Source organism: Flavobacterium hiemivividum, from assembly GCF_004349145.1.
GTDB lineage: Bacteria > Bacteroidota > Bacteroidia > Flavobacteriales > Flavobacteriaceae > Flavobacterium > Flavobacterium hiemivividum.
This window is the reverse complement of record NZ_SMFO01000001.1, coordinates 195,289-213,256: the sequence shown is the minus strand read 5'-3', so window position 1 is coordinate 213,256 and position 17,968 is coordinate 195,289. Positions and strand designations below refer to the sequence as shown.

Here is a 17,968-nt window from a genome sequence, read left to right as displayed (position 1 = left end):
TAAATTAGGAACTGGAAATTGTTTTATCCAATTAATTGGGTGAATAAACCTTGTTTTTCATTAAGGTATTTAAATTCAAATCCCTTATGTGCCATTTTGTTTTTGATCTCGATAAGGTCGTTTTTATTCTTTAATTCGAGACCTACAACTGCCGGACCTACCTCGCGGCTATTTTTCTTTGTAAACTGGAAATAGGTTATATCATCATCTGGGCCAAGGATATCATTTACAAATTCCTTCAAGGAACCGGGACGTTGCGGGAACTCAATCATGAAATAATGCATGAGTCCTTCATACAATAAGGAACGCTCTTTTATTTCGGCAGTTCGCTCGATGTCGTTGTTACTTCCGCTGACGATACAAACTACGTTTTTACCTTTTATTTTGTCCTTGTAAAAATCCAAAGCCGCAATAGTTAGTGCGCCTGCAGGCTCTACAACCATGGCTTCTTCATTGTATAATCGCAAAATAGTGGTGCACACTTTTCCTTCGGGAACCAATACAATATCGGTTAGGTTTTTTTGACATATTTCAAAATTCAAGTTACCCACCTGCTTTACTGCAGCTCCATCCACAAATTTATCTATGCTGTCTAATGCAGTATTTTTCCCGTTTGCAATCGAGGTTTTCATAGAAGGAGCGCCTTCGGGCTCGACTCCTATAATTTTTGTATTGGGACTCAATTCCTTGAATACTTGCGAAAGTCCCGACGCTAATCCGCCACCGCCAATTGGAACAAAAACATAGTCTATAGGCACTTTGAAAGACTCTAAAATCTCTAAACCTACAGTACCTTGTCCTGCAATTACTTGTATGTCGTCAAAGGGATGGACGAATGTGATGTTGTTTTGTTTAGAGTCTTCTGCTGCTTTTGCATTGGCATCGTCAAATGTATCTCCTATAAGTACAATTTCTACAAAGGATTTCCCAAATAATTGTACTTGCTTTATCTTTTGTTTGGGTGTCGTTTTTGGCATGTAAATCTTGCCTTTTATTTTTAGTAAATTACAAGAATAAGCAACTCCTTGGGCGTGATTTCCAGCACTAGCACATACTACTCCTTTGCTTTTTTCAGCCTCTGTCAAAGTGCTGATTTTGTTGTAAGCACCTCTTATTTTGTAGGAACGAACGATTTGTAGATCCTCTCTTTTTAATAAAATATTAGATTCGAATTCGTCTGATAAATTTAGGCTTTGTGTAAGCGGAGTATGAGGGACAACTCCTTCTAATTGTTTTTGTGCGTTTACTACTTGTTCGAATATAGTCATGATTGTTGTTTTAGTAGTTTATTTTAGGCATAAAAAAAACCTCCCGTTATAGGAGGTTTCATAAATATATTTGTTTTACTAATTTATATAACGCTCCGCTATTATTGTTGAATAATAATAATTTTAGCGATAATAATATTAGTTAAATTTGTCATTTTTTTTGTCTTTCAAGTGCAAATGTATAGATTATTTGACTAGTTCGAATAAAAAAATATTATTTTTTTACATTTGATGGAGGATATTGGGCTAAAATTTTGGCTACAAATTCATTGATTTGTTTTTCTTTTTGATCGCGACTCTCAGTCAAATTACCAATTCCTTCACCTTCCCATACTAGTTCTTTTTTCTTAGCATCGATTAAATCAATGTATAACGTTCCTTCTGTCGAACTAGAGACATAATTACGTCCTCCCCAAAGATAAGGGTTCCAGCCGTATCCCCAGCCATAACCCCATCCAGCCTGATACTGATTCACATCGATACGTTCTCTTTCTTTAGTTAGGATATTGATTAGTAAATCAGGATTTTCACTTTTAGTCATTCCTTTTTTACTGAGTTCGTTATCAATAGCATAAAGTAATCTTTTCTTGTCTAATTCTGAAACTTGTAGTTTATCAATACCTGCTTTATGGAAAGCGTATGTTTTGTATTGATTGAAATCGGCTTTTGAGTCATAATCTGAATATACTTGTACAGAACTGCATGACGCAATAAAGAAAAGTAAGAAGATCGGAAGAAGTTTAATTGCTTTCATGGTGATAGTATTTAATTGCTAATGGTTCACTAAAGTTACGCTCAAAATTTTAAAAATTCAATAGATTGTCTGCTACTATATTAGGGAGTGTGACTTTTAATAAAGGTTGCGTCTCCATTGCTCTTTTAATAGCAAAAACAGCTCCTTCGTTTCGAGCCCAACTTCTTCTTGAGATTCCGTTGTTTACATCCCAGAAGAGCATTGATTCTAAGCGTCTTGATGCTTCTTTAGATCCATCAAGAACCATACCAAAACCTCCGTTTATAACCTCGCCCCAGCCCACACCTCCACCATTGTGAATTGATACCCAAGTAGCACCTCTAAAGCTGTCTCCAATTACATTTTGAATAGCCATATCTGCTGTGAAACGGGAACCATCGTAGATGTTTGAAGTTTCTCTATAAGGAGAATCCGTTCCAGAAACGTCATGGTGGTCTCTACCTAGAACAACCGTTCCAATTTCTCCTTTGGCAATAGCCTGATTAAAAGCTTCGGCAATTTTTACGCGACCTTCGGCATCCGCATAAAGGATTCTCGCTTGTGATCCTACAACCAATTTATTTTCCTGCGCTCCTTTAATCCATTGAATGTTATCCTGCATTTGCTGCTGAATTTCGAAAGGTGCTGTTTTTGCCATTTCTTCAAGTACTTCGCATGCAATTGTATCTGTTTTCTGTAAATCTTCTGGTTGACCTGAGGCACAAACCCAACGGAAAGGACCAAAACCATAATCAAAACACATAGGTCCCATGATGTCTTGTACATAACTTGGATACTTAAAATCGATATTATTATCAGCCATTACTGCCGCTCCTGCGCGAGAAGCTTCTAGTAGGAAAGCGTTTCCATAATCAAAGAAATAAGTTCCTTTGGCAGTGTGTTTATTTATAGCAGCTGCGTGACGGCGTAATGTTTTTTGTACTTTTTCTTTGAAAAGATCAGGATTGTTTGCCATCATTTCATTCGATTCTTCGAAAGAAATACCAACGGGGTAATACCCTCCCGCCCACGGATTGTGAAGGGAGGTTTGGTCACTTCCTAAATCGATATGAATATTTTCTTGGTCAAATTTTTCCCAAACGTCAACAACGTTTCCGAGGTAGGCGATGGATATAATTTCTTTGTTGGCTTTTGCCAAAGTAACTCTTTTTACTAATTCGTCAATATCTTCTACAACTTCATTGATCCAGCCTTGACTATGGCGAATGTGAGTGATTTTAGCATTGACTTCGGCACAAACAGTGATGCAACCTGCGATGTTTCCTGCTTTTGGTTGAGCACCACTCATTCCGCCTAATCCAGAAGTAACGAATACTCCTCCAGAAGGACTGCGGTTTATTTTTCGAAAAGCATTCAGCACCGTAATAGTAGTTCCGTGTACAATTCCTTGTGGCCCAATGTACATGTAGCTACCAGCAGTCATTTGGCCGTATTGAGAAACGCCTAAGGCATTCATTTTCTCCCAATCATCCGGTTTAGAATAATTAGGGATCACCATTCCGTTAGTCACAACCACTCTTGGCGCTTCTTTATGAGAAGGGAATAATCCCATGGGATGACCAGAATACATGGTTAATGTTTGGTCCTCGGTCATTTCGGCCAGGTATTTCATGGTCAACAAGTACTGCGCCCAGTTTTGAAAAACCGCCCCGTTTCCGCCATAAGTAATTAATTCATGAGGATGCTGAGCAACGGCGTAGTCTAAGTTATTCTGAATCATTAACATGATTGCTTTAGCCTGTTCGCATTTTCCCGGATAATCGTTAATTGGCCGTGCTTTCATTTCATATTCAGGGCGGAAACGGTACATATAAATACGACCATAAGTTTCTAATTCGTCCCTAAATTCTTGAAGTAATTCGGCATGATGCTGCGGTTCGAAATAACGAAGTGCGTTGCGAAGAGCTAATTTTTTTTCCTCGGCCGAAAGGATTTCTTTTCTTTTAGGCGCATGGTTGATGTCAATTTCATACGGTTTAGGTTGAGGCAATATAGTAGGGATTCCTTGTTGGATTTGGTCTTGAAAAGTCATTTTGTTTTAATTCGTTATTGTAGAATAGATGTTTTTTTATTAAATAAAAATATTAATGTAGCAAAAAGCAGCTTAAATAAAGGGGTTTACGTTATTGAAAATCATTATTGGCAAAGATTTTTTATTAATTATCAGTGCTTTTATCGGAATGATTATATTTATTTCAGGATAGGTTTTAGAACATTCCAAACATTTGTTGCCAGTATTTCATGGCCTTCTTTGGTAGGATGAATACCATCTGATTGATTTAAAGCAGCAATGCCACCAACATTGTCCAATAAAAAAGGGATCAAATACAGATCGTTTTTTTTAGCCAATGAAGGAAATAAATTTTTGAATTCTGTGGTATAGGTTTGTCCCATATTAGGAGGCAGTTGCATCCCCGCCAAAATAATTTTAGTCGAAGGATATCTTTTCTTAACAGCATCAATAATTCCTTGTAAATTCTCTTTAGTTTGCTGTAACGGTACACCTCTTAAACCATCATTTGCACCCAACTCCAAAATAAAAATGCTTGGTTCTTCATTTAAAACCCAGTCAATTCTGTTTATTCCACCAGATGTTGTTTCGCCACTTACACCTGAATTAACAACAGTATAATCTAATTGCAAAGCGTCTATTTTATCTTGGATTATTCCAGGAAAAGCATCGTTAACATCATCTAAACCATAGCCTGCGGTTAAACTATCACCAAAAACAACAATTTTTTTAGAACTAGTAGTTTTAGCCTGTTCTGTTGCAGCTGCAGTTGAGGTTGTTTCTGCATTACCTCCTTTGTTAGCGTTATCAGATTTACAGGCGACTAATAAGATCAATACAAGAAAGCGAGAAAACTTTATGAAAATCTTTAGATTTGTCCTGATGCTATTTAGTATCAATTGTCTATTTTTCGGCATTAGCATATTATAAAAAAAAATTAAATAAAAATAATGTCAAATATATTAAAGATTAATGATTTAGAGAAAACTTATACCAGTGGTTCTAAAAAATTAACAGTAATTAGCAATATCTCATTTGAAGTCGAAAAGGGCTGTATTTTCTCAATTGTAGGGCCTTCTGGTAGTGGAAAAACAACTTTGTTAGGACTTTGTGCAGGTTTAGATTACCCAAGTTCTGGAACTATTGAATTGTGCGGTACACGTTTAGAAGATTTAAATGAAGATGAACGCGCAGCCTTGCGGAACAAAGAAGTGGGATTTATTTTTCAGAATTTTCAACTTTTGCCCACATTAACAGCCTTGGAGAACGTGATAGTTCCTTTGGAATTACAAGGTGATAAAAATGCAGCAAAATTTGGTATAGCCTTATTAGAAAAAGTTGGTTTAGGCGATCGTTTGCACCATTATCCTTCCCAATTATCTGGAGGTGAACAACAAAGAGTAGCATTAGCAAGAGCTTTTTCTAACAAACCCTCTATTTTATTTGCAGATGAACCTACGGGGAATTTAGATGAAGAAACTGGAGAAAAGGTTATTCAATTGCTTTTCGAATTAAATAAAGAAGCAGGAACTACTTTGGTTATTATCACGCACGATTTAGATTTAGCAAATCGGACACAGCAAATTCTACGATTAAAAGGCGGGAAGATTATTTCAAACGAAAAAACAAGAACGATTTAATGGGCAATATCAATTCGAAATTGAATTTTCAATGGCTTTTAAAAATGGCTTGGAGGGACGGTAAAGCGAGTCTTTCTCGACTGATGCTTTTTATGGCATCCATCATATTGGGTATTGCTGCGGTGGTTTCCATCCAATTGTTTAGTGATAACTTAAAGCAAAACATTCAAAAACAATCAAAATCCTTAATGGGCGCCGATTTTATTATTGATAGCAAGCAAGAACCATCTGAAAAAGTATTAGCTATTGTAGACTCTTTAGGTGTCGATGCTTCCGAAGTTAACTTTGTTTCGATGGCTGCCTTTCCTAAAAGTGGCGGAACTAAATTAGTAAAAGTAAGGGCTATGGAAGGACAATTTCCTTTTTATGGCGATATTACTACCGAGCCTGCTGCCGCTGGTGCAACTTATCAGCGTTTAGGCGGAGCCTTGGTAGACGCGACTTTATTATTGCAATACAATATGACTGCAGGCGATTCCATAAAAATAGGGGAATTAACGCTTCCTATTATTGGTGCTTTACAATCGATTCCTGGTAGCACAGCCATTTCATCGTCGGTAGCACCAACCGTCTTGATTCCATTTTCTTTAATAGAAAAAACCGACTTGTTGCAATTGGGGAGCCGAAAAGAATACCAATATTTTTTTAAAGCACCAGAAGTAAATTTAGACGCTTTAAGCGAAAAGCTAAATCCTATTCTCGATGCCGAAAATGCAGATTTAGATACGCATATTAGCACAAGCGAACGTTTAGGAAAACGATATGATAATGTGAGTCGTTTTTTAAATTTGGTGGCTTTTATTGCGCTTTTACTCGGATGCATTGGTATCGCAAGTTCTGTGCACATTTATATTAAAGAGAAACTAAAAAGTGTGGCGGTTTTAAAATGTTTAGGTGCCTCAAGAAAACAATCGTTTTTAATTTATTTAATACAAATTATCAGCATTGGTCTGATAGGTGGGATAATTGGTTCAGCCATTGGGACGGGTTTACAATATGCGTTTCCTTATATTTTACAAGACTTTTTGCCCTTTAATGTTGAAATAATTATATCCATTCAACCCATAATTATGGGTGTTGCATTAGGTGTTTTAATGTCGGTTTTATTTGCATTATTGCCGTTATTAGGTACTTGGTATGTATCACCATTAGAAGTTTTAAGAGGAGCTGAAGATAATTTACAAAAACCGAAATATGCACGAATAGTAGTCTTTGTAACGATTGCAGTTTTTATATTTCTATTTTCTTTTTGGATGCTGAAAGATGCCGTAGATGGATTGATTTTTACCGCTGGTATTTTCGTCACTATTGCTATAATGGCTGGAGTTGCCCATTTATTCATTCAATTGATTAAAAACTATTTTCCAAGTTCTTGGGGTTATACGAAACGACAAAGTTTACTCAACTTATTTCGACCTAATAACCAAACCATGGTACTCGTTTTAGCGATTGGATTGGGTACTTTTTTAATAAGTACGTTATATTTTACAAAAGATATTTTATTGGCAAAAACATCTTTAGAGAATAAAAAGAATGATGCCAATATCATTTTACTCGATGTACAAACCGAACAAGAAACAGCGCTGTTAAAAACCTTCAAAAGTAAAGATTTGGAGGTGATTGATAACGTCCCAATTATCACCATGCGTATGGAAAGTATTCATGGTAGATCAGTAAGTGACATGCGTCAAGACAGCACGCTTACCATGCGAAAATGGGTTTTGAATCATGAATTTAGAGTTACTTACAGAGATTCATTAAAAGAAACCGAAGAGTTAATAGCAGGAGAGTGGATAGGAACAGCAACTCCTGGAAAACCCATCCCAATATCGATTACAGATAATATGGCCGATGATGCCAATTTAAAAGTTGGAGATAAGGCTGTTTTTAATGTGCAAGGGGTTTTAATGGAAACTGTTGTAAGTAGTATTCGAAAAGTAGACTGGACGAGTATGCAAATAAATTTCACTATTTTATTTCCGACAGGCGTTTTAGAAAATGCCCCTCAGTTTAATGTAATGACTACTTATGTACCGACTAAAGAAAGTTCTGCTGCCTTACAACGAGATTTGGTTCAACAATATCCAAATGTGACCATTTTAGATTTACGACAAGTGTTTACTATTGTAGAAGACATTTTAGATAAAATTTCATGGATCATTAATTTTATGGCATTCTTTAGTATTTTGACAGGTTTAATTGTGCTTGTAGGTTCTGTTAGAAATAGCAAATACCAACGTATAAAAGAGAGTGTTTTATTGAGAACTTTGGGTGCAAAAAGCAAACAAATTTTAGAAATAACCGCATTAGAATACGTCTATTTAGGAATTTTGGGAAGTTTGACTGGAGTTTTATTGTCCTTAGTTGGTAGTCAATTATTAGCGCTATTTTTGTTTAAGGAACCCTTTGTGCCCTCCGTAATTCCGTTTTTAGTTTTTCTCCCAGGAATTACATTTTTGGTGGTTCTCATTGGCTTGAGCAATTTAAAATCAGTTTTAAATAGTCCACCATTGGAGGTGTTGCGAAAAGAAGTTTAAAAGTATCACAAGTGCCAATTGTTCTGTTTTTATTTGAAATATTTCATAAGAACAGAATGAATGGCACTTTTCATCTAATTGCATCTTTGAAAACAGAAAATAGTTTTGATTCTATAGCATCACAATCTATATTCTTTTTTTCGAAAATTAACCAAGCTTTTACAAGTAAAGCTGAACTTTTAACAGGATACGTTTCTTAGTAAAAGTTTCGATAGCAGTTATGATTTTTGAAACTGGCCGGAGTAATAGTTGTGAAAACTAATCTTTTAGTGAAAACTACTTTTTGATTGTCCCTGTTTTTTTATCATATCCATAGGGACAATGACGGCATCCGCTTTTGCAACAGTAGCCTCTTTTTAAGTGGTGTTTTTCAGTAAAGCATTTGTAACCTTCGGGCGTGTAATAAAAATCTTCGCCTTCGATTAATTTATTTGGGTCATTCTCATTAATCATATTCGAGCCTATTCTATTAGAAAAAGAGTTGTAAAGATTCTATTAATTAGAACACTCCAACAATTGAGTGTTTGATTAAAAAGAACTATTTTAGTACTGCAAATTTATAATTTTTATAACGAATGTTTCTTATCATCACTAAATATTTAATTCCGAAAGGCTTTCGTGGATTAACCACTTTTCCATTCATCTTTATAAGATATCCGGCTGATAAAGAAAATCGTACTTTTATAAATCACGAAAAAATTCATTTGCGTCAACAATTAGAATTATTAATACTTCCGTTTTTTGTTTGGTATTTCTTGGAGTTTCTATTTCGGTTGATTCAGTATAAGAATCGAAATTTGGCTTATAGGAATATTAGTTTTGAGCGAGAAGCTTATAGTAAAGAAACCGATCTTGGTTATCTTAAAAAGAGACCTTTGTTTAGATTCGCTAGTTATTTGAAATTGGATAAAAAGTAGTTTTTATATCGAATTTACTTTTGTAGTTGTTTGATTATTAATAATAAATAATCCAAATTCTAATTGTGTTAAAAACCAGAACCATCCTCCAATTGCCTTTTTTCATTAGTGATTTATTATAACTTTGTCAAAAAAGTATAACACTTGAACCAACCATTAAAAATATCATTTCCAAATTCAATTTCTGTAACGGTAAAACGGGAAGATTTGATTCATCCCTTTGTGTCAGGAAATAAGTTTAGAAAACTAAAATACAATTTATTTCAGGCAGCTGCTGAAAATCAAAAAACACTACTCACTTTTGGTGGCGCTTATTCTAATCACATTGCGGCCGTCGCATTTGCCGGGAAAGAGAAAGGATTTAAGACTATCGGAATTATTCGCGGGGATGAATTACGAGCTAAAATTTCTGAAAATCCAACCTTGCATTTTGCTCAAAGTTGTGGTATGGAATTCGAATTTGTTAGTAGAGAAGACTACAGATTAAAAAATGACATTTCCTTTTTAGATAGTTTAAAACAAAAGTTCGGAAGTTTTTTCTTGATCCCGGAAGGTGGTACTAATGAATTGGCAGTCAAAGGTTGTCAGGAAATTTTAACAGAGAAAGACAATCATTTTGATTATGTTTGTTGCGCAGTAGGCACTGGCGGAACCATTGCGGGAATAATAAATTCGGCTTTGCCGCATCAAAAAGTTTTGGGATTTCCAGCACTAAAAGGGGACTTTTTAAAAGATGAAATTAGTACTTTTGTACAAAACAATACGAATTGGGATTTAATAACGGATTACCATTTTGGAGGTTATGCGAAAGTGAGTCAAGAGTTAATCGCTTTTATCAATTTGTTTAATGTCGAAAATAAAATTCTTTTAGACCCAATTTATACTGGAAAGATGGCTTTTGGCGTTATAGATATGATAAGAGCTAGTAAATTCCCTCCAAAATCTAATATATTACTTATTCATACTGGAGGTATTCAAGGTATCCAGGGAATGAATATGAAATTAAAAAACAAACAATTACCAACAATTGATATAGATGTATAAAAAAATCATAGTAATTCTCACGGTATTAACACTGATAAGTTGTAATGTAACAAAATCTCCAATTGTTACTGCAAAACCAGCTTCGGCAAAGAATAGTAAGGCGGTAGTTAAAAAGAAGAATTATACTAAGACCGAAAAAACCACTGTAGTAAATAATAGAGTAAAATCACAAAGAACTGATGAAAATGAGGTGATCGAGTCGACCTCAAAAACTGTTGTTCCTACTGATGTAATAGGTCGTTATGTTTTTGATTACAAAGACATTGCCATGAATAATATGAAAGTATATGGGATTCCAGCAAGTATAATCTTGGCACAAGGAATATTAGAATCGGGAGCAGGACGCGGAGACTTAGCTTCAAGATCCAATAATCATTTTGGTATTAAATGCCATACAGGTTGGGAAGGAGAAAGTGTAAGACACGATGATGATGCTAAACAAGAATGTTTTAGAAAATACGATGATCCTTCTGAATCTTATAAAGATCATGCCTTGTTTTTAACAAGTAGAAGTAGGTATTCTAGGTTGTTTAATTTACCAAAAGATGATTATCAAGCTTGGGCAAAAGGATTAAGATCGGCCGGCTATGCAACAGATCCTAAATACCCAGATAAGTTGATTTCTTATATCGAACGCTATAATCTTGGTCAATTTGATGCCCAAGTATTAGGAACAAAGTATACTCCAACTGAAAATAAGTCAATAAGAATCGCAAATGTTAATTCTACTTACAACGGACCTTTTTACGAAGTTCAAAAAGGAGATACCTTATATTCTATTTCGAAAAAATACAATGTAATGATAGACGACTTAAAAGTAAAAAACAATCTTTCAGACAATACGATTTCTATTGGGCAAAGGCTAATAGTAAATTAGAGTAAAAGATCTACAAATTTAATCCAATATATTCCAATTAAAATTAAGTAATGATATATAAAAGAAGCAGTCAGCTTTTTGCGGAAGCGGAAAAAGTAATACCTGGTGGTGTAAACTCGCCAGTAAGAGCATTTAAAGCAGTAGGAGGAACACCAATTTTTGTGCAACGTGCCAAAGGTGCTTACATGTATGATGAAGATGGAAATCGTTTAATAGATTATATTAATTCCTGGGGACCTATGATTTTAGGTCATGCTTTTGAACCAGTGGTGCAAGCCGTAATTGAGAAAGCGAAGTTGGGTACTTCTTTTGGTATGCCTACAGAATTAGAAACACAAATTGCCGCTTTGGCTGTTTCTATGGTGCCAAATATTGATAAAATCAGGTTTGTAAATTCAGGAACCGAAGCTTGTATGAGCGCGGTTCGTTTAGCTCGTGGATTTACTAAGAGAGATAAAATTATAAAATTTGCTGGTTGTTATCATGGTCATTCAGACTCCTTTTTGATCCAAGCAGGAAGCGGAGCGGTTACTTTTGGTTCGCCAAATAGCCCTGGAGTGACTGAAGGAACGGCTAAGGATACTTTGTTAGCTATTTATAATGATTTAGAGAATGTAAAGACTTTAATCGAAGCTAATAAAGAGCAAATTGCTGCCATTATTGTTGAACCAGTAGCTGGAAATATGGGGTGTGTCCCTCCAAATGAAGGGTTCTTAGAAGGTTTAAGAGAAATGTGTACCGCTAACGGAATCTTATTGATATTTGATGAGGTGATGACTGGTTTTAGATTAGCTAAAGGTGGCGTTCAAGAATTATTTAATATCAAAGCAGATATTGTTTGTTTCGGAAAAGTAATTGGTGGCGGATTACCAGTGGGTGCTTTCGCAGCCCGTAACGAAATAATGAATTACCTAGCGCCTCTTGGTCCGGTTTATCAAGCAGGAACTTTATCTGGGAATCCATTAGCTATGGCCGCAGGATTAGCGATGTTACAAGCTTTAAATAATGATGCTGCAATATTTGATAGACTTGCAGCGAAAACAGCTTATTTGCATGAAGGTATCGAAAGAGTTTTAAAAGCTAACAATGTTATTTTTACGATCAATAGAATTGGGTCTATGATTTCAGTGCATTTTGATGCAGCTCCTGTGGTTGATTTTAAATCGGCTGCAAATGGAGACAATGAATCCTTTAAAAAGTTCTTTCATGGATTATTGCAAGAGGGAATTTACATTGCACCATCAGCTTATGAAACCTGGTTTATTACTGATGCGCTTAGCTATGAAGATTTAGATTTTACCATACAGGCTGTCGATAAAGTGTCGAAAACATTGTAGGTTTTTAGATAAACTAAAAAAAGCTTCGGAGTTCCCGAAGCTTTTTTTTTAATTTTCCATGTCATTGTTCATTCTCTCTTGCATTCTTTCTTTCCTTTGGGCTTCGGCTCTTTCTCTCATCTTATCCTGATTGCTTTTATAAGTGCCAAACTGTTCAGCAGTCAAAATAGCTTTCATTTTATCTTCCATTATTTTTCTATCGTTCTGCATTTTTTTCATTGATGCTTCGCGCTTTGCTTTTATTTCCTCTTTGGTACCCTGATTTCTATCCATCATCTTTTCTCGACCTGCAGCTTGTTCGGTTAAGAGGACTTTTATTTGTTCTTGCTGTGCGGTATTTAAGCTTAATTCAGAAGTCAATTTTTTTAATTGTCTTTCTTGGCGTTCCTCTGGAGTCATTCTCTCCGTGTTTGCTCTGTTTGTTTTTTCTTTTTTTTCTTGCGCAAAAGTGGTCATTCCAACAACCAATAAAGCTGTAATAATTAGTTTTTTCATGTCTATAGTTTTAAAGTTATTAGAGGTAAGATGCTATTATTTAAAAAAGGTTTAATCCTTAACGGTATATATGTGTATCGAAGGCAATTTTGTAATCGAATATAATAATTCGACATTCGACAATAATAAATAAAATGCATTTTTAATCCCTAAAGCTTTGGAAAATTGTCTGTTAAAAGGGAACGCTGCGGTTTATGAAGTTTAGATTTGATAGACTTTATTTTCTATCAGTAGAATCATAAAACACCAAAAGTATAGAATTCGTTAGTAGGCGAATGCTATACTTTTTTTGATTGACACTAGTTCAATGCTTGTATTGTAAAAACTACAATCTGCAGAATTTCCCAATAGCTTTTTGCATTTTAATATACTAGTAGCTCTTTTTTTAGTGAAGATGCTTGTGTTTATTTCTTTACATCTTCTTTATGATTCATTCCATCACCCATTTTTTTATGCATTCTGTGAGATCTTTGTTTGTGGTGTTTAACCTTCATAGCATCCCATTTTTCAAATTGGCTATCAGATAAAATACTTTTCATTTTGGATTTCATCGCAATTTTCTCATCCATCATCATATTCTGTCTGTTGAAACGTTCGTCTGCTGAAAGTTTTGAGTCCTTATCTTTGTTAGCTTTCCTATCTTTGATTCGGGATTCTTGTTTGGCAGATTTTTCAGCAATCACACTTTTCATTTGTTCTTGTTGTTTTGCATTCAAGTCTAATTCCAATGTCATTTTTTTTAACATTAGCTGATTTCTTTGCTCAGGAGTAAATCGCTCCATTTTTTCTCTGTTTGGTCTTTCTTTTCTGTCTTGGGCAACTGTTGTCATTCCAACAACCAATAATGCCATAATAAATAATTTTTTCATTTTTAATGTTTTTATGTTACAGTGGTAAGACGCGAGTATTTTAAAAAAGTTTAATCATTAACGAAATTTTACCACTTTCTATTTTTGATTCAAACGTTTCACTACTAAACATTTTAGTTTATGATTTTAATCATAAGTTTTCTGTAACTAGAATGGGATATTTGTAAATGAAATTTTAAAAATAAATTATTATGTACAAATTATCCTTATTTATAGTTGCCTTAGCAATGTTAACATCATGTGGTAAAAAAGCTGATTCAACTGAAGATTTTTCGCCAAATACTGCTGTGGAACAAGGAGTTGCTGCTGAGGCTACAAACGGTGCTGCTTATGATCCTAAACGAGGAGAGGGAAAATTTTCGAACATGCAATTAGACGATAAGCTAGATGTTGCTATGGCCGAGACAGGAGAAAAAATTTCAGGAGTGAAATGTACTTCTTGTCACAAACTTACCGATGAGAGATTAGTAGGACCAGGATGGAAAGGGGTAACTTCAAAACATAAACCAGAATGGCTGATGAATTTCATCACTAATCCTGATCCGATGATTGATAAAGATCCACAACTTCAGTCACAATTAGAGCTTTGCTTAGTAAGAATGCCTGACCAGAAATTAAACGAGCAAGAAGCACGTGAAATTCTAGAGTTCATGCGTAAAAATGATGGTCTAAATTAGATCAGAATCAGTAAATAGTAGGCTCAGTTAAAGCAGTAATCGTAATTGCAAATTCGAATACTTTTTAGGATAAAAACCAACGTAAAAAAGCGCAACCTCACACAGGTTGCGCTTTTTTTTCTATAGTATAAACTTACTAGGACGAGTGATCGTTTATGAAATTATGTAAGCCATTTGAATTGTAATTTTATTGTTTTATTTATGTCTAACAAGGACCAGGAAGTCTATATCAACTAACAATACAATTTAGTTTTGTAAGTCAAAGTGCTTTATTATCAATTACAATGGCGGGCTAATTTTAACCTTTTTGATCGAAAAATAGGTAGTTAATCCTATCCCGAAAAGTAAGAGCAGAGCGATTACAAATAGAAGTTCGTTTACATAGGGAATAAGAGTGTAACTAAACGCCGCAATTCCTTGAGTAGCCAAAACTAATTCATTTAAGAAAACACCAATAGTAAATAGAAGTAGACCTATTTTTATATTCTTATTGAGGAATAGTAAATGATTTTCATAAATGTAAAATAATAGAAATAAACTGATTACGGCCAATAAAATCAAGTGTAAATAAGCAATTACAATTGGTCTGAAACCAAATGCCAGTTGGCTTAAAAACGGCGCGGTAGAACCTAATTGAAGGATAAACTTGATGCTTAATGCAACGCAAACAAATACTAAAATATAGCGTAATAAAGGAACGGAATTTTTAATAAAGTCTTTTTGGCTTCGAATTAAAATTAGTAGGAGTTTAAACCAGGCAAAAACTTGTACTATTGCTGCTATTGCTGTAATGGCGTAAACCCAAAGTGGAATTTTTAACCAAAGAATAGATAAAATATAAGCGGGAACACAAGCGATAGCAAATAGTTTGAATGAAGTATTGTAAAAAGAATGATCTGATTTTTTAAGCTTCAAAAAGGCAAAAAACAAGCCCATACATGCAAAGAAAAACCAGCCATTATATTGAAAATGCAGGAAATAATAAATGGATGACAAATATAAATCCTGAATGACATTTTTACTCGCCATCATATAAGCCAAATAGAAGGTCCCAAAAGAAGAAATGATATTAAAAATCGCTGCGGCTTTAAACCAGTTTATTGCTACTAAATCTGAATCTAGTTTTTTCAAATCCTTGATATAAAAATAACCAAAAGCATAGGAAACCAGAATCGAAGCCGTAGAGAAAAATATGGAAATCATTGCATAACCCTGAAGAACAAAGAAAACAAGCATGCCATAAGAACAAATCAAATTAACGATAAGTATTGTTTTGTATTTATGTATTTTAAAATTTGCTATTTTATCTTGGAGGTAATACACCATCAAAGTCATTAAAGTATGCGTGATCCAGCCGGAAAAAGCAAAATGAGAATGCGAATGTAAAATGTTTTTTTGATTGAAATAAGGAAATTCAAAGCCTATTTTATAGCGCATCACAACACCAAGTAAGGCAACGATGCATAGGTTTATTAATGAAAACTTTAGCCAAAATTTTATATCTAACTTCATTTAATAGAATATTTTGTGATTGATGATTTCGACTTTATTACAAGCATTCATTTTAATAAAGGTCCTAATGACTGTTTCTACTCTCAAGCCAGTATAATTTGCTATTTGCTGCCGTGTATATGGAATCAAAACCTTTTCGATAGGGCAACAATCTGATTTTATTTTATGATTGTTCATAAAGGCGAGAATCCTGAATTCAGGTTTCTGATTGATAATAGCCTTCGATGTAGTGGCTTTTGAATAAATTTTATTAGCAAGCAAAATCAGAAATGATTTTAAGATTAAAGGATATTCGTCAAGAATTTTTAAAAACTTATCCTTTGACAATTTTAGGATAATACAATCTTTAATACAAACTGCTTTTGCAGGATATTGCTGGTCAATAAATAGCGGAGGTGATCCAAAACTTTCTCCTTTGCTAAATAGTCCTTGTGTGAACTCTTTACCTTCCTCATTTGAATTGTACATCCTCACGGATCCATCCATAATTTGATAATAAAAATGAGCGTCCTGAGCTTCGTCGAAAACGACCTCATTTTTTTTATATTTCTTGGCAACTGCACCCCAGGAGATCAGTAAATCTAAATCTATCTGCATAAAATAAGTAACTTTTTTTGCTAATAATGTGGCAAATAATTAGATTCAAAGTAAAGGTTTTAGTCCGAATGAAAATATGATATAAATCATGAAAATATGTGCTTAATATGTTTAATTTTGCAAGGTGAAAACTACAGTAATTCTATTGGCATTATTCCTACTTCTAAAACCGATATTTCCGGTTGTGGACTACGTTGTGAATTACGATTACATTTCAAAAGTGCTTTGTATCAACAAAGAAAAACCAAAACTAAGTTGTAATGGAAAATGCCATTTGATGAAAGAATTGGCAAAAGCTTCTGATCATGAAACGCCCATTTCTTCTCATAAAAAAAATACAACATCAGAATTTGAAATTCTGTTTTTTCAAACGACAACCTCCTTTCAAGTAGGCTTTGCTAATAAGCTTAATAAGTTAGATTTAAGCAACTGTTATACAAATCTATATGCTTATAATAGTAGTTTTTCTTTATTTCATCCGCCCAACTTTTTATCTTAATTTTTCAATTTTTAACGTTGCTTTTCCCCGATAAGTTCTTTATCGAGACGGTACGTATTGTCCTAATTTAAAATAAATAGAATGAAATATTTAAGAATAATTACACTAGTTGTCCTATCCGTTTTTGCATCCTGTTCGTCTGAGGTCGATGTTCCCTCCGCTAATGAGTTAGACGGTTTAACTAAAATACAAGAAATTACAAATGACACGCATACTATAGAATTGTTTTCTGCGACGGGAACTTTAGAGCAAGGTCATAATGCGATTTCGTTACGCATTAAAAGCAAATCCACAAATGACTATGTAAAAAATGCTGCCATTACTTGGTCTCCCTTGATGAATATGACTTCGATGCAACATGCTAGTCCGTATTCTGGCGTTGTGAAAACAGCAGCGAAAGAAAGTCTATACAACGGCTACATTGTTTTTCAAATGGCTGAAAATGATATGGAGCATTGGACATTAACTATAAATTACACAATTGATGGAGTTGCTTATTCTGCCAATAGCCAAATTAGAGTTCCGGCTTCCGCCAAAAGGAGAGTGATTTCTTTTACAGGAACTGACGGCAAAAAGTATGTAATGGCTCTAATTGATCCTGTGACTCCAAAAGTAGCTCTAAATGATATCTCGGTGGCTGTTTTTAGAATGGAAAGTATGATGCTGTTTCCAGTTGTCGATAATTTTAAAGTGAAAATTGATCCAAGAATGCCAAGTATGGGAAATCATAGTTCACCAAATAATGTTGACTTGTTACAATCAGCTTCTGATGAATTGTACCATGGGAAGTTGTCGTTAACGATGACAGGATATTGGAAAATTAATCTACAGCTTTTAAATGCTTCAAACGAAGTTTTAAAAGGAGAAACAATTACAGATGATGTTAAGGCAAGTAGTATTTATTTCGAAATAGAATTCTAACGCTATCTCTTTT

18 protein-coding genes are annotated in these 17,968 nt (G+C 34.4%); 9 read left to right on the top strand and 9 right to left on the bottom strand.

The window, feature by feature from the left end; genetic code table 11:
- Window positions 1-23: 23 nt before the first annotated feature.
- The 4 genes from ilvA to E0F98_RS00900 form a co-directional block, all read right to left on the bottom strand.
- Entirely contained in the window at window positions 24-1,268 is a 1,245-nt protein-coding gene (gene ilvA / locus E0F98_RS00915; RefSeq protein ID WP_132108307.1) for a threonine ammonia-lyase IlvA, read from the bottom strand.
- Window positions 1,269-1,482: 214 nt separating this feature from the next.
- Window positions 1,483-2,022, bottom strand: coding sequence for a DUF4136 domain-containing protein (locus E0F98_RS00910; protein WP_132108305.1), 540 nt, complete (start codon window positions 2,020-2,022; stop codon window positions 1,483-1,485).
- Between the two features lie 49 nt (window positions 2,023-2,071).
- Window positions 2,072-4,054 (bottom strand): urocanate hydratase, encoded by a 1,983-nt coding sequence (locus E0F98_RS00905; protein WP_132108303.1) that lies wholly within the window; start codon window positions 4,052-4,054, stop codon window positions 2,072-2,074.
- A 158-nt stretch (window positions 4,055-4,212) separates the two neighbouring features.
- A complete protein-coding gene (locus E0F98_RS00900) occupies window positions 4,213-4,950 on the bottom strand; it encodes an arylesterase (RefSeq protein ID WP_243699178.1) in 738 nt (245 codons plus the stop codon).
- 33 nt (window positions 4,951-4,983) lie between these two features.
- Between E0F98_RS00900 and E0F98_RS00895 the strand changes: the two genes are divergently transcribed.
- Together E0F98_RS00895 and E0F98_RS00890 are read left to right on the top strand one after the other, a co-directional pair.
- Window positions 4,984-5,673, top strand: a complete 690-nt coding sequence (locus E0F98_RS00895) for an ABC transporter ATP-binding protein (RefSeq protein WP_132108299.1) — start codon at window positions 4,984-4,986, stop codon at window positions 5,671-5,673.
- A 44-nt stretch (window positions 5,674-5,717) separates the two neighbouring features.
- A complete protein-coding gene (locus E0F98_RS00890; RefSeq protein WP_132108296.1) occupies window positions 5,718-8,210 on the top strand; it encodes an ABC transporter permease in 2,493 nt (830 codons plus the stop codon).
- A gap of 276 nt (window positions 8,211-8,486) precedes the next feature.
- Here the strand turns inward: E0F98_RS00890 and E0F98_RS15985 are convergent, their stop codons facing one another.
- Window positions 8,487-8,663, bottom strand: a complete 177-nt coding sequence (locus E0F98_RS15985) for a DUF5522 domain-containing protein (RefSeq protein WP_165425707.1) — start codon at window positions 8,661-8,663, stop codon at window positions 8,487-8,489.
- A gap of 122 nt (window positions 8,664-8,785) precedes the next feature.
- Here E0F98_RS15985 and E0F98_RS16145 point away from each other — a divergent pair, with 122 nt between their 5' ends.
- The 4 genes from E0F98_RS16145 to hemL all read left to right on the top strand — a co-directional run bounded on the left by E0F98_RS16145 (window position 8,786) and on the right by hemL (window position 12,385).
- Complete coding sequence (locus tag E0F98_RS16145; protein WP_132108294.1) at window positions 8,786-9,127, top strand: hypothetical protein; 342 nt, start codon at window positions 8,786-8,788, stop codon at window positions 9,125-9,127.
- Window positions 9,128-9,271: 144 nt separating this feature from the next.
- Window positions 9,272-10,171, top strand: a complete 900-nt coding sequence (locus E0F98_RS00880; protein WP_132108292.1) for a 1-aminocyclopropane-1-carboxylate deaminase/D-cysteine desulfhydrase — start codon at window positions 9,272-9,274, stop codon at window positions 10,169-10,171.
- Window positions 10,164-11,048: a glucosaminidase domain-containing protein gene (locus E0F98_RS00875; RefSeq protein ID WP_132108290.1), complete on the top strand. Its 885-nt coding sequence runs from the start codon at window positions 10,164-10,166 to the stop codon at window positions 11,046-11,048. Before E0F98_RS00880 ends, E0F98_RS00875 begins: the two co-directional genes overlap by 8 nt.
- A gap of 50 nt (window positions 11,049-11,098) precedes the next feature.
- Complete coding sequence (gene hemL / locus E0F98_RS00870; RefSeq protein WP_132108288.1) at window positions 11,099-12,385, top strand: glutamate-1-semialdehyde 2,1-aminomutase; 1,287 nt, start codon at window positions 11,099-11,101, stop codon at window positions 12,383-12,385.
- A 48-nt stretch (window positions 12,386-12,433) separates the two neighbouring features.
- On the opposite strand, the gene E0F98_RS00865 is transcribed toward hemL, so the two are convergent.
- The gene (locus tag E0F98_RS00865; RefSeq protein WP_132108286.1) at window positions 12,434-12,880 is read right to left on the bottom strand and encodes a hypothetical protein; all 447 of its coding nucleotides are present in this window, start codon (window positions 12,878-12,880) and stop codon (window positions 12,434-12,436) included.
- Window positions 12,881-13,284: 404 nt separating this feature from the next.
- Window positions 13,285-13,749: a hypothetical protein gene (locus E0F98_RS00860; RefSeq protein WP_132108284.1), complete on the bottom strand. Its 465-nt coding sequence runs from the start codon at window positions 13,747-13,749 to the stop codon at window positions 13,285-13,287.
- A 191-nt stretch (window positions 13,750-13,940) separates the two neighbouring features.
- Between E0F98_RS00860 and E0F98_RS00855 the strand changes: the two genes are divergently transcribed.
- Window positions 13,941-14,426, top strand: coding sequence for a c-type cytochrome (locus E0F98_RS00855; RefSeq protein ID WP_132108282.1), 486 nt, complete (start codon window positions 13,941-13,943; stop codon window positions 14,424-14,426).
- Between the two features lie 279 nt (window positions 14,427-14,705).
- Here the strand turns inward: E0F98_RS00855 and E0F98_RS00850 are convergent, their stop codons facing one another.
- Together E0F98_RS00850 and E0F98_RS00845 are read right to left on the bottom strand one after the other, a co-directional pair.
- The gene (locus E0F98_RS00850; RefSeq protein WP_132108280.1) at window positions 14,706-15,938 is read right to left on the bottom strand and encodes a hypothetical protein; all 1,233 of its coding nucleotides are present in this window, start codon (window positions 15,936-15,938) and stop codon (window positions 14,706-14,708) included.
- On the bottom strand, window positions 15,939-16,535 hold the full coding sequence (locus E0F98_RS00845) for a Crp/Fnr family transcriptional regulator (protein WP_132108278.1): 597 nt from the start codon (window positions 16,533-16,535) through the stop codon (window positions 15,939-15,941).
- A gap of 124 nt (window positions 16,536-16,659) precedes the next feature.
- Here E0F98_RS00845 and E0F98_RS00840 point away from each other — a divergent pair, with 124 nt between their 5' ends.
- Together E0F98_RS00840 and E0F98_RS00835 are read left to right on the top strand one after the other, a co-directional pair.
- Window positions 16,660-17,034 (top strand): hypothetical protein, encoded by a 375-nt coding sequence (locus E0F98_RS00840; protein WP_243699177.1) that lies wholly within the window; start codon window positions 16,660-16,662, stop codon window positions 17,032-17,034.
- A gap of 81 nt (window positions 17,035-17,115) precedes the next feature.
- Window positions 17,116-17,955, top strand: a complete 840-nt coding sequence (locus E0F98_RS00835; RefSeq protein ID WP_132108276.1) for a hypothetical protein — start codon at window positions 17,116-17,118, stop codon at window positions 17,953-17,955.
- Window positions 17,956-17,968 lie beyond the last annotated feature (13 nt).

Coding starts and splice junctions, on each gene's coding strand:
- ilvA (WP_132108307.1), bottom strand. CDS start 1,268: ATGACTATATTCGAACAAGTAGTAAACGCACAAAAACAATTAGAAGGA.
- E0F98_RS00910 (WP_132108305.1), bottom strand. CDS start 2,022: ATGAAAGCAATTAAACTTCTTCCGATCTTCTTACTTTTCTTTATTGCG.
- E0F98_RS00905 (WP_132108303.1), bottom strand. CDS start 4,054: ATGACTTTTCAAGACCAAATCCAACAAGGAATCCCTACTATATTGCCT.
- E0F98_RS00900 (WP_243699178.1), bottom strand. CDS start 4,950: ATGCCGAAAAATAGACAATTGATACTAAATAGCATCAGGACAAATCTA.
- E0F98_RS00895 (WP_132108299.1), top strand. CDS start 4,984: ATGTCAAATATATTAAAGATTAATGATTTAGAGAAAACTTATACCAGT.
- E0F98_RS00890 (WP_132108296.1), top strand. CDS start 5,718: ATGGCTTGGAGGGACGGTAAAGCGAGTCTTTCTCGACTGATGCTTTTT.
- E0F98_RS15985 (WP_165425707.1), bottom strand. CDS start 8,663: ATGATTAATGAGAATGACCCAAATAAATTAATCGAAGGCGAAGATTTT.
- E0F98_RS16145 (WP_132108294.1), top strand. CDS start 8,786: ATGTTTCTTATCATCACTAAATATTTAATTCCGAAAGGCTTTCGTGGA.
- E0F98_RS00875 (WP_132108290.1), top strand. CDS start 10,164: ATGTATAAAAAAATCATAGTAATTCTCACGGTATTAACACTGATAAGT.
- hemL (WP_132108288.1), top strand. CDS start 11,099: ATGATATATAAAAGAAGCAGTCAGCTTTTTGCGGAAGCGGAAAAAGTA.
- E0F98_RS00865 (WP_132108286.1), bottom strand. CDS start 12,880: ATGAAAAAACTAATTATTACAGCTTTATTGGTTGTTGGAATGACCACT.
- E0F98_RS00860 (WP_132108284.1), bottom strand. CDS start 13,749: ATGAAAAAATTATTTATTATGGCATTATTGGTTGTTGGAATGACAACA.
- E0F98_RS00855 (WP_132108282.1), top strand. CDS start 13,941: ATGTACAAATTATCCTTATTTATAGTTGCCTTAGCAATGTTAACATCA.
- E0F98_RS00850 (WP_132108280.1), bottom strand. CDS start 15,938: ATGAAGTTAGATATAAAATTTTGGCTAAAGTTTTCATTAATAAACCTA.
- E0F98_RS00845 (WP_132108278.1), bottom strand. CDS start 16,535: ATGCAGATAGATTTAGATTTACTGATCTCCTGGGGTGCAGTTGCCAAG.
- E0F98_RS00835 (WP_132108276.1), top strand. CDS start 17,116: ATGAAATATTTAAGAATAATTACACTAGTTGTCCTATCCGTTTTTGCA.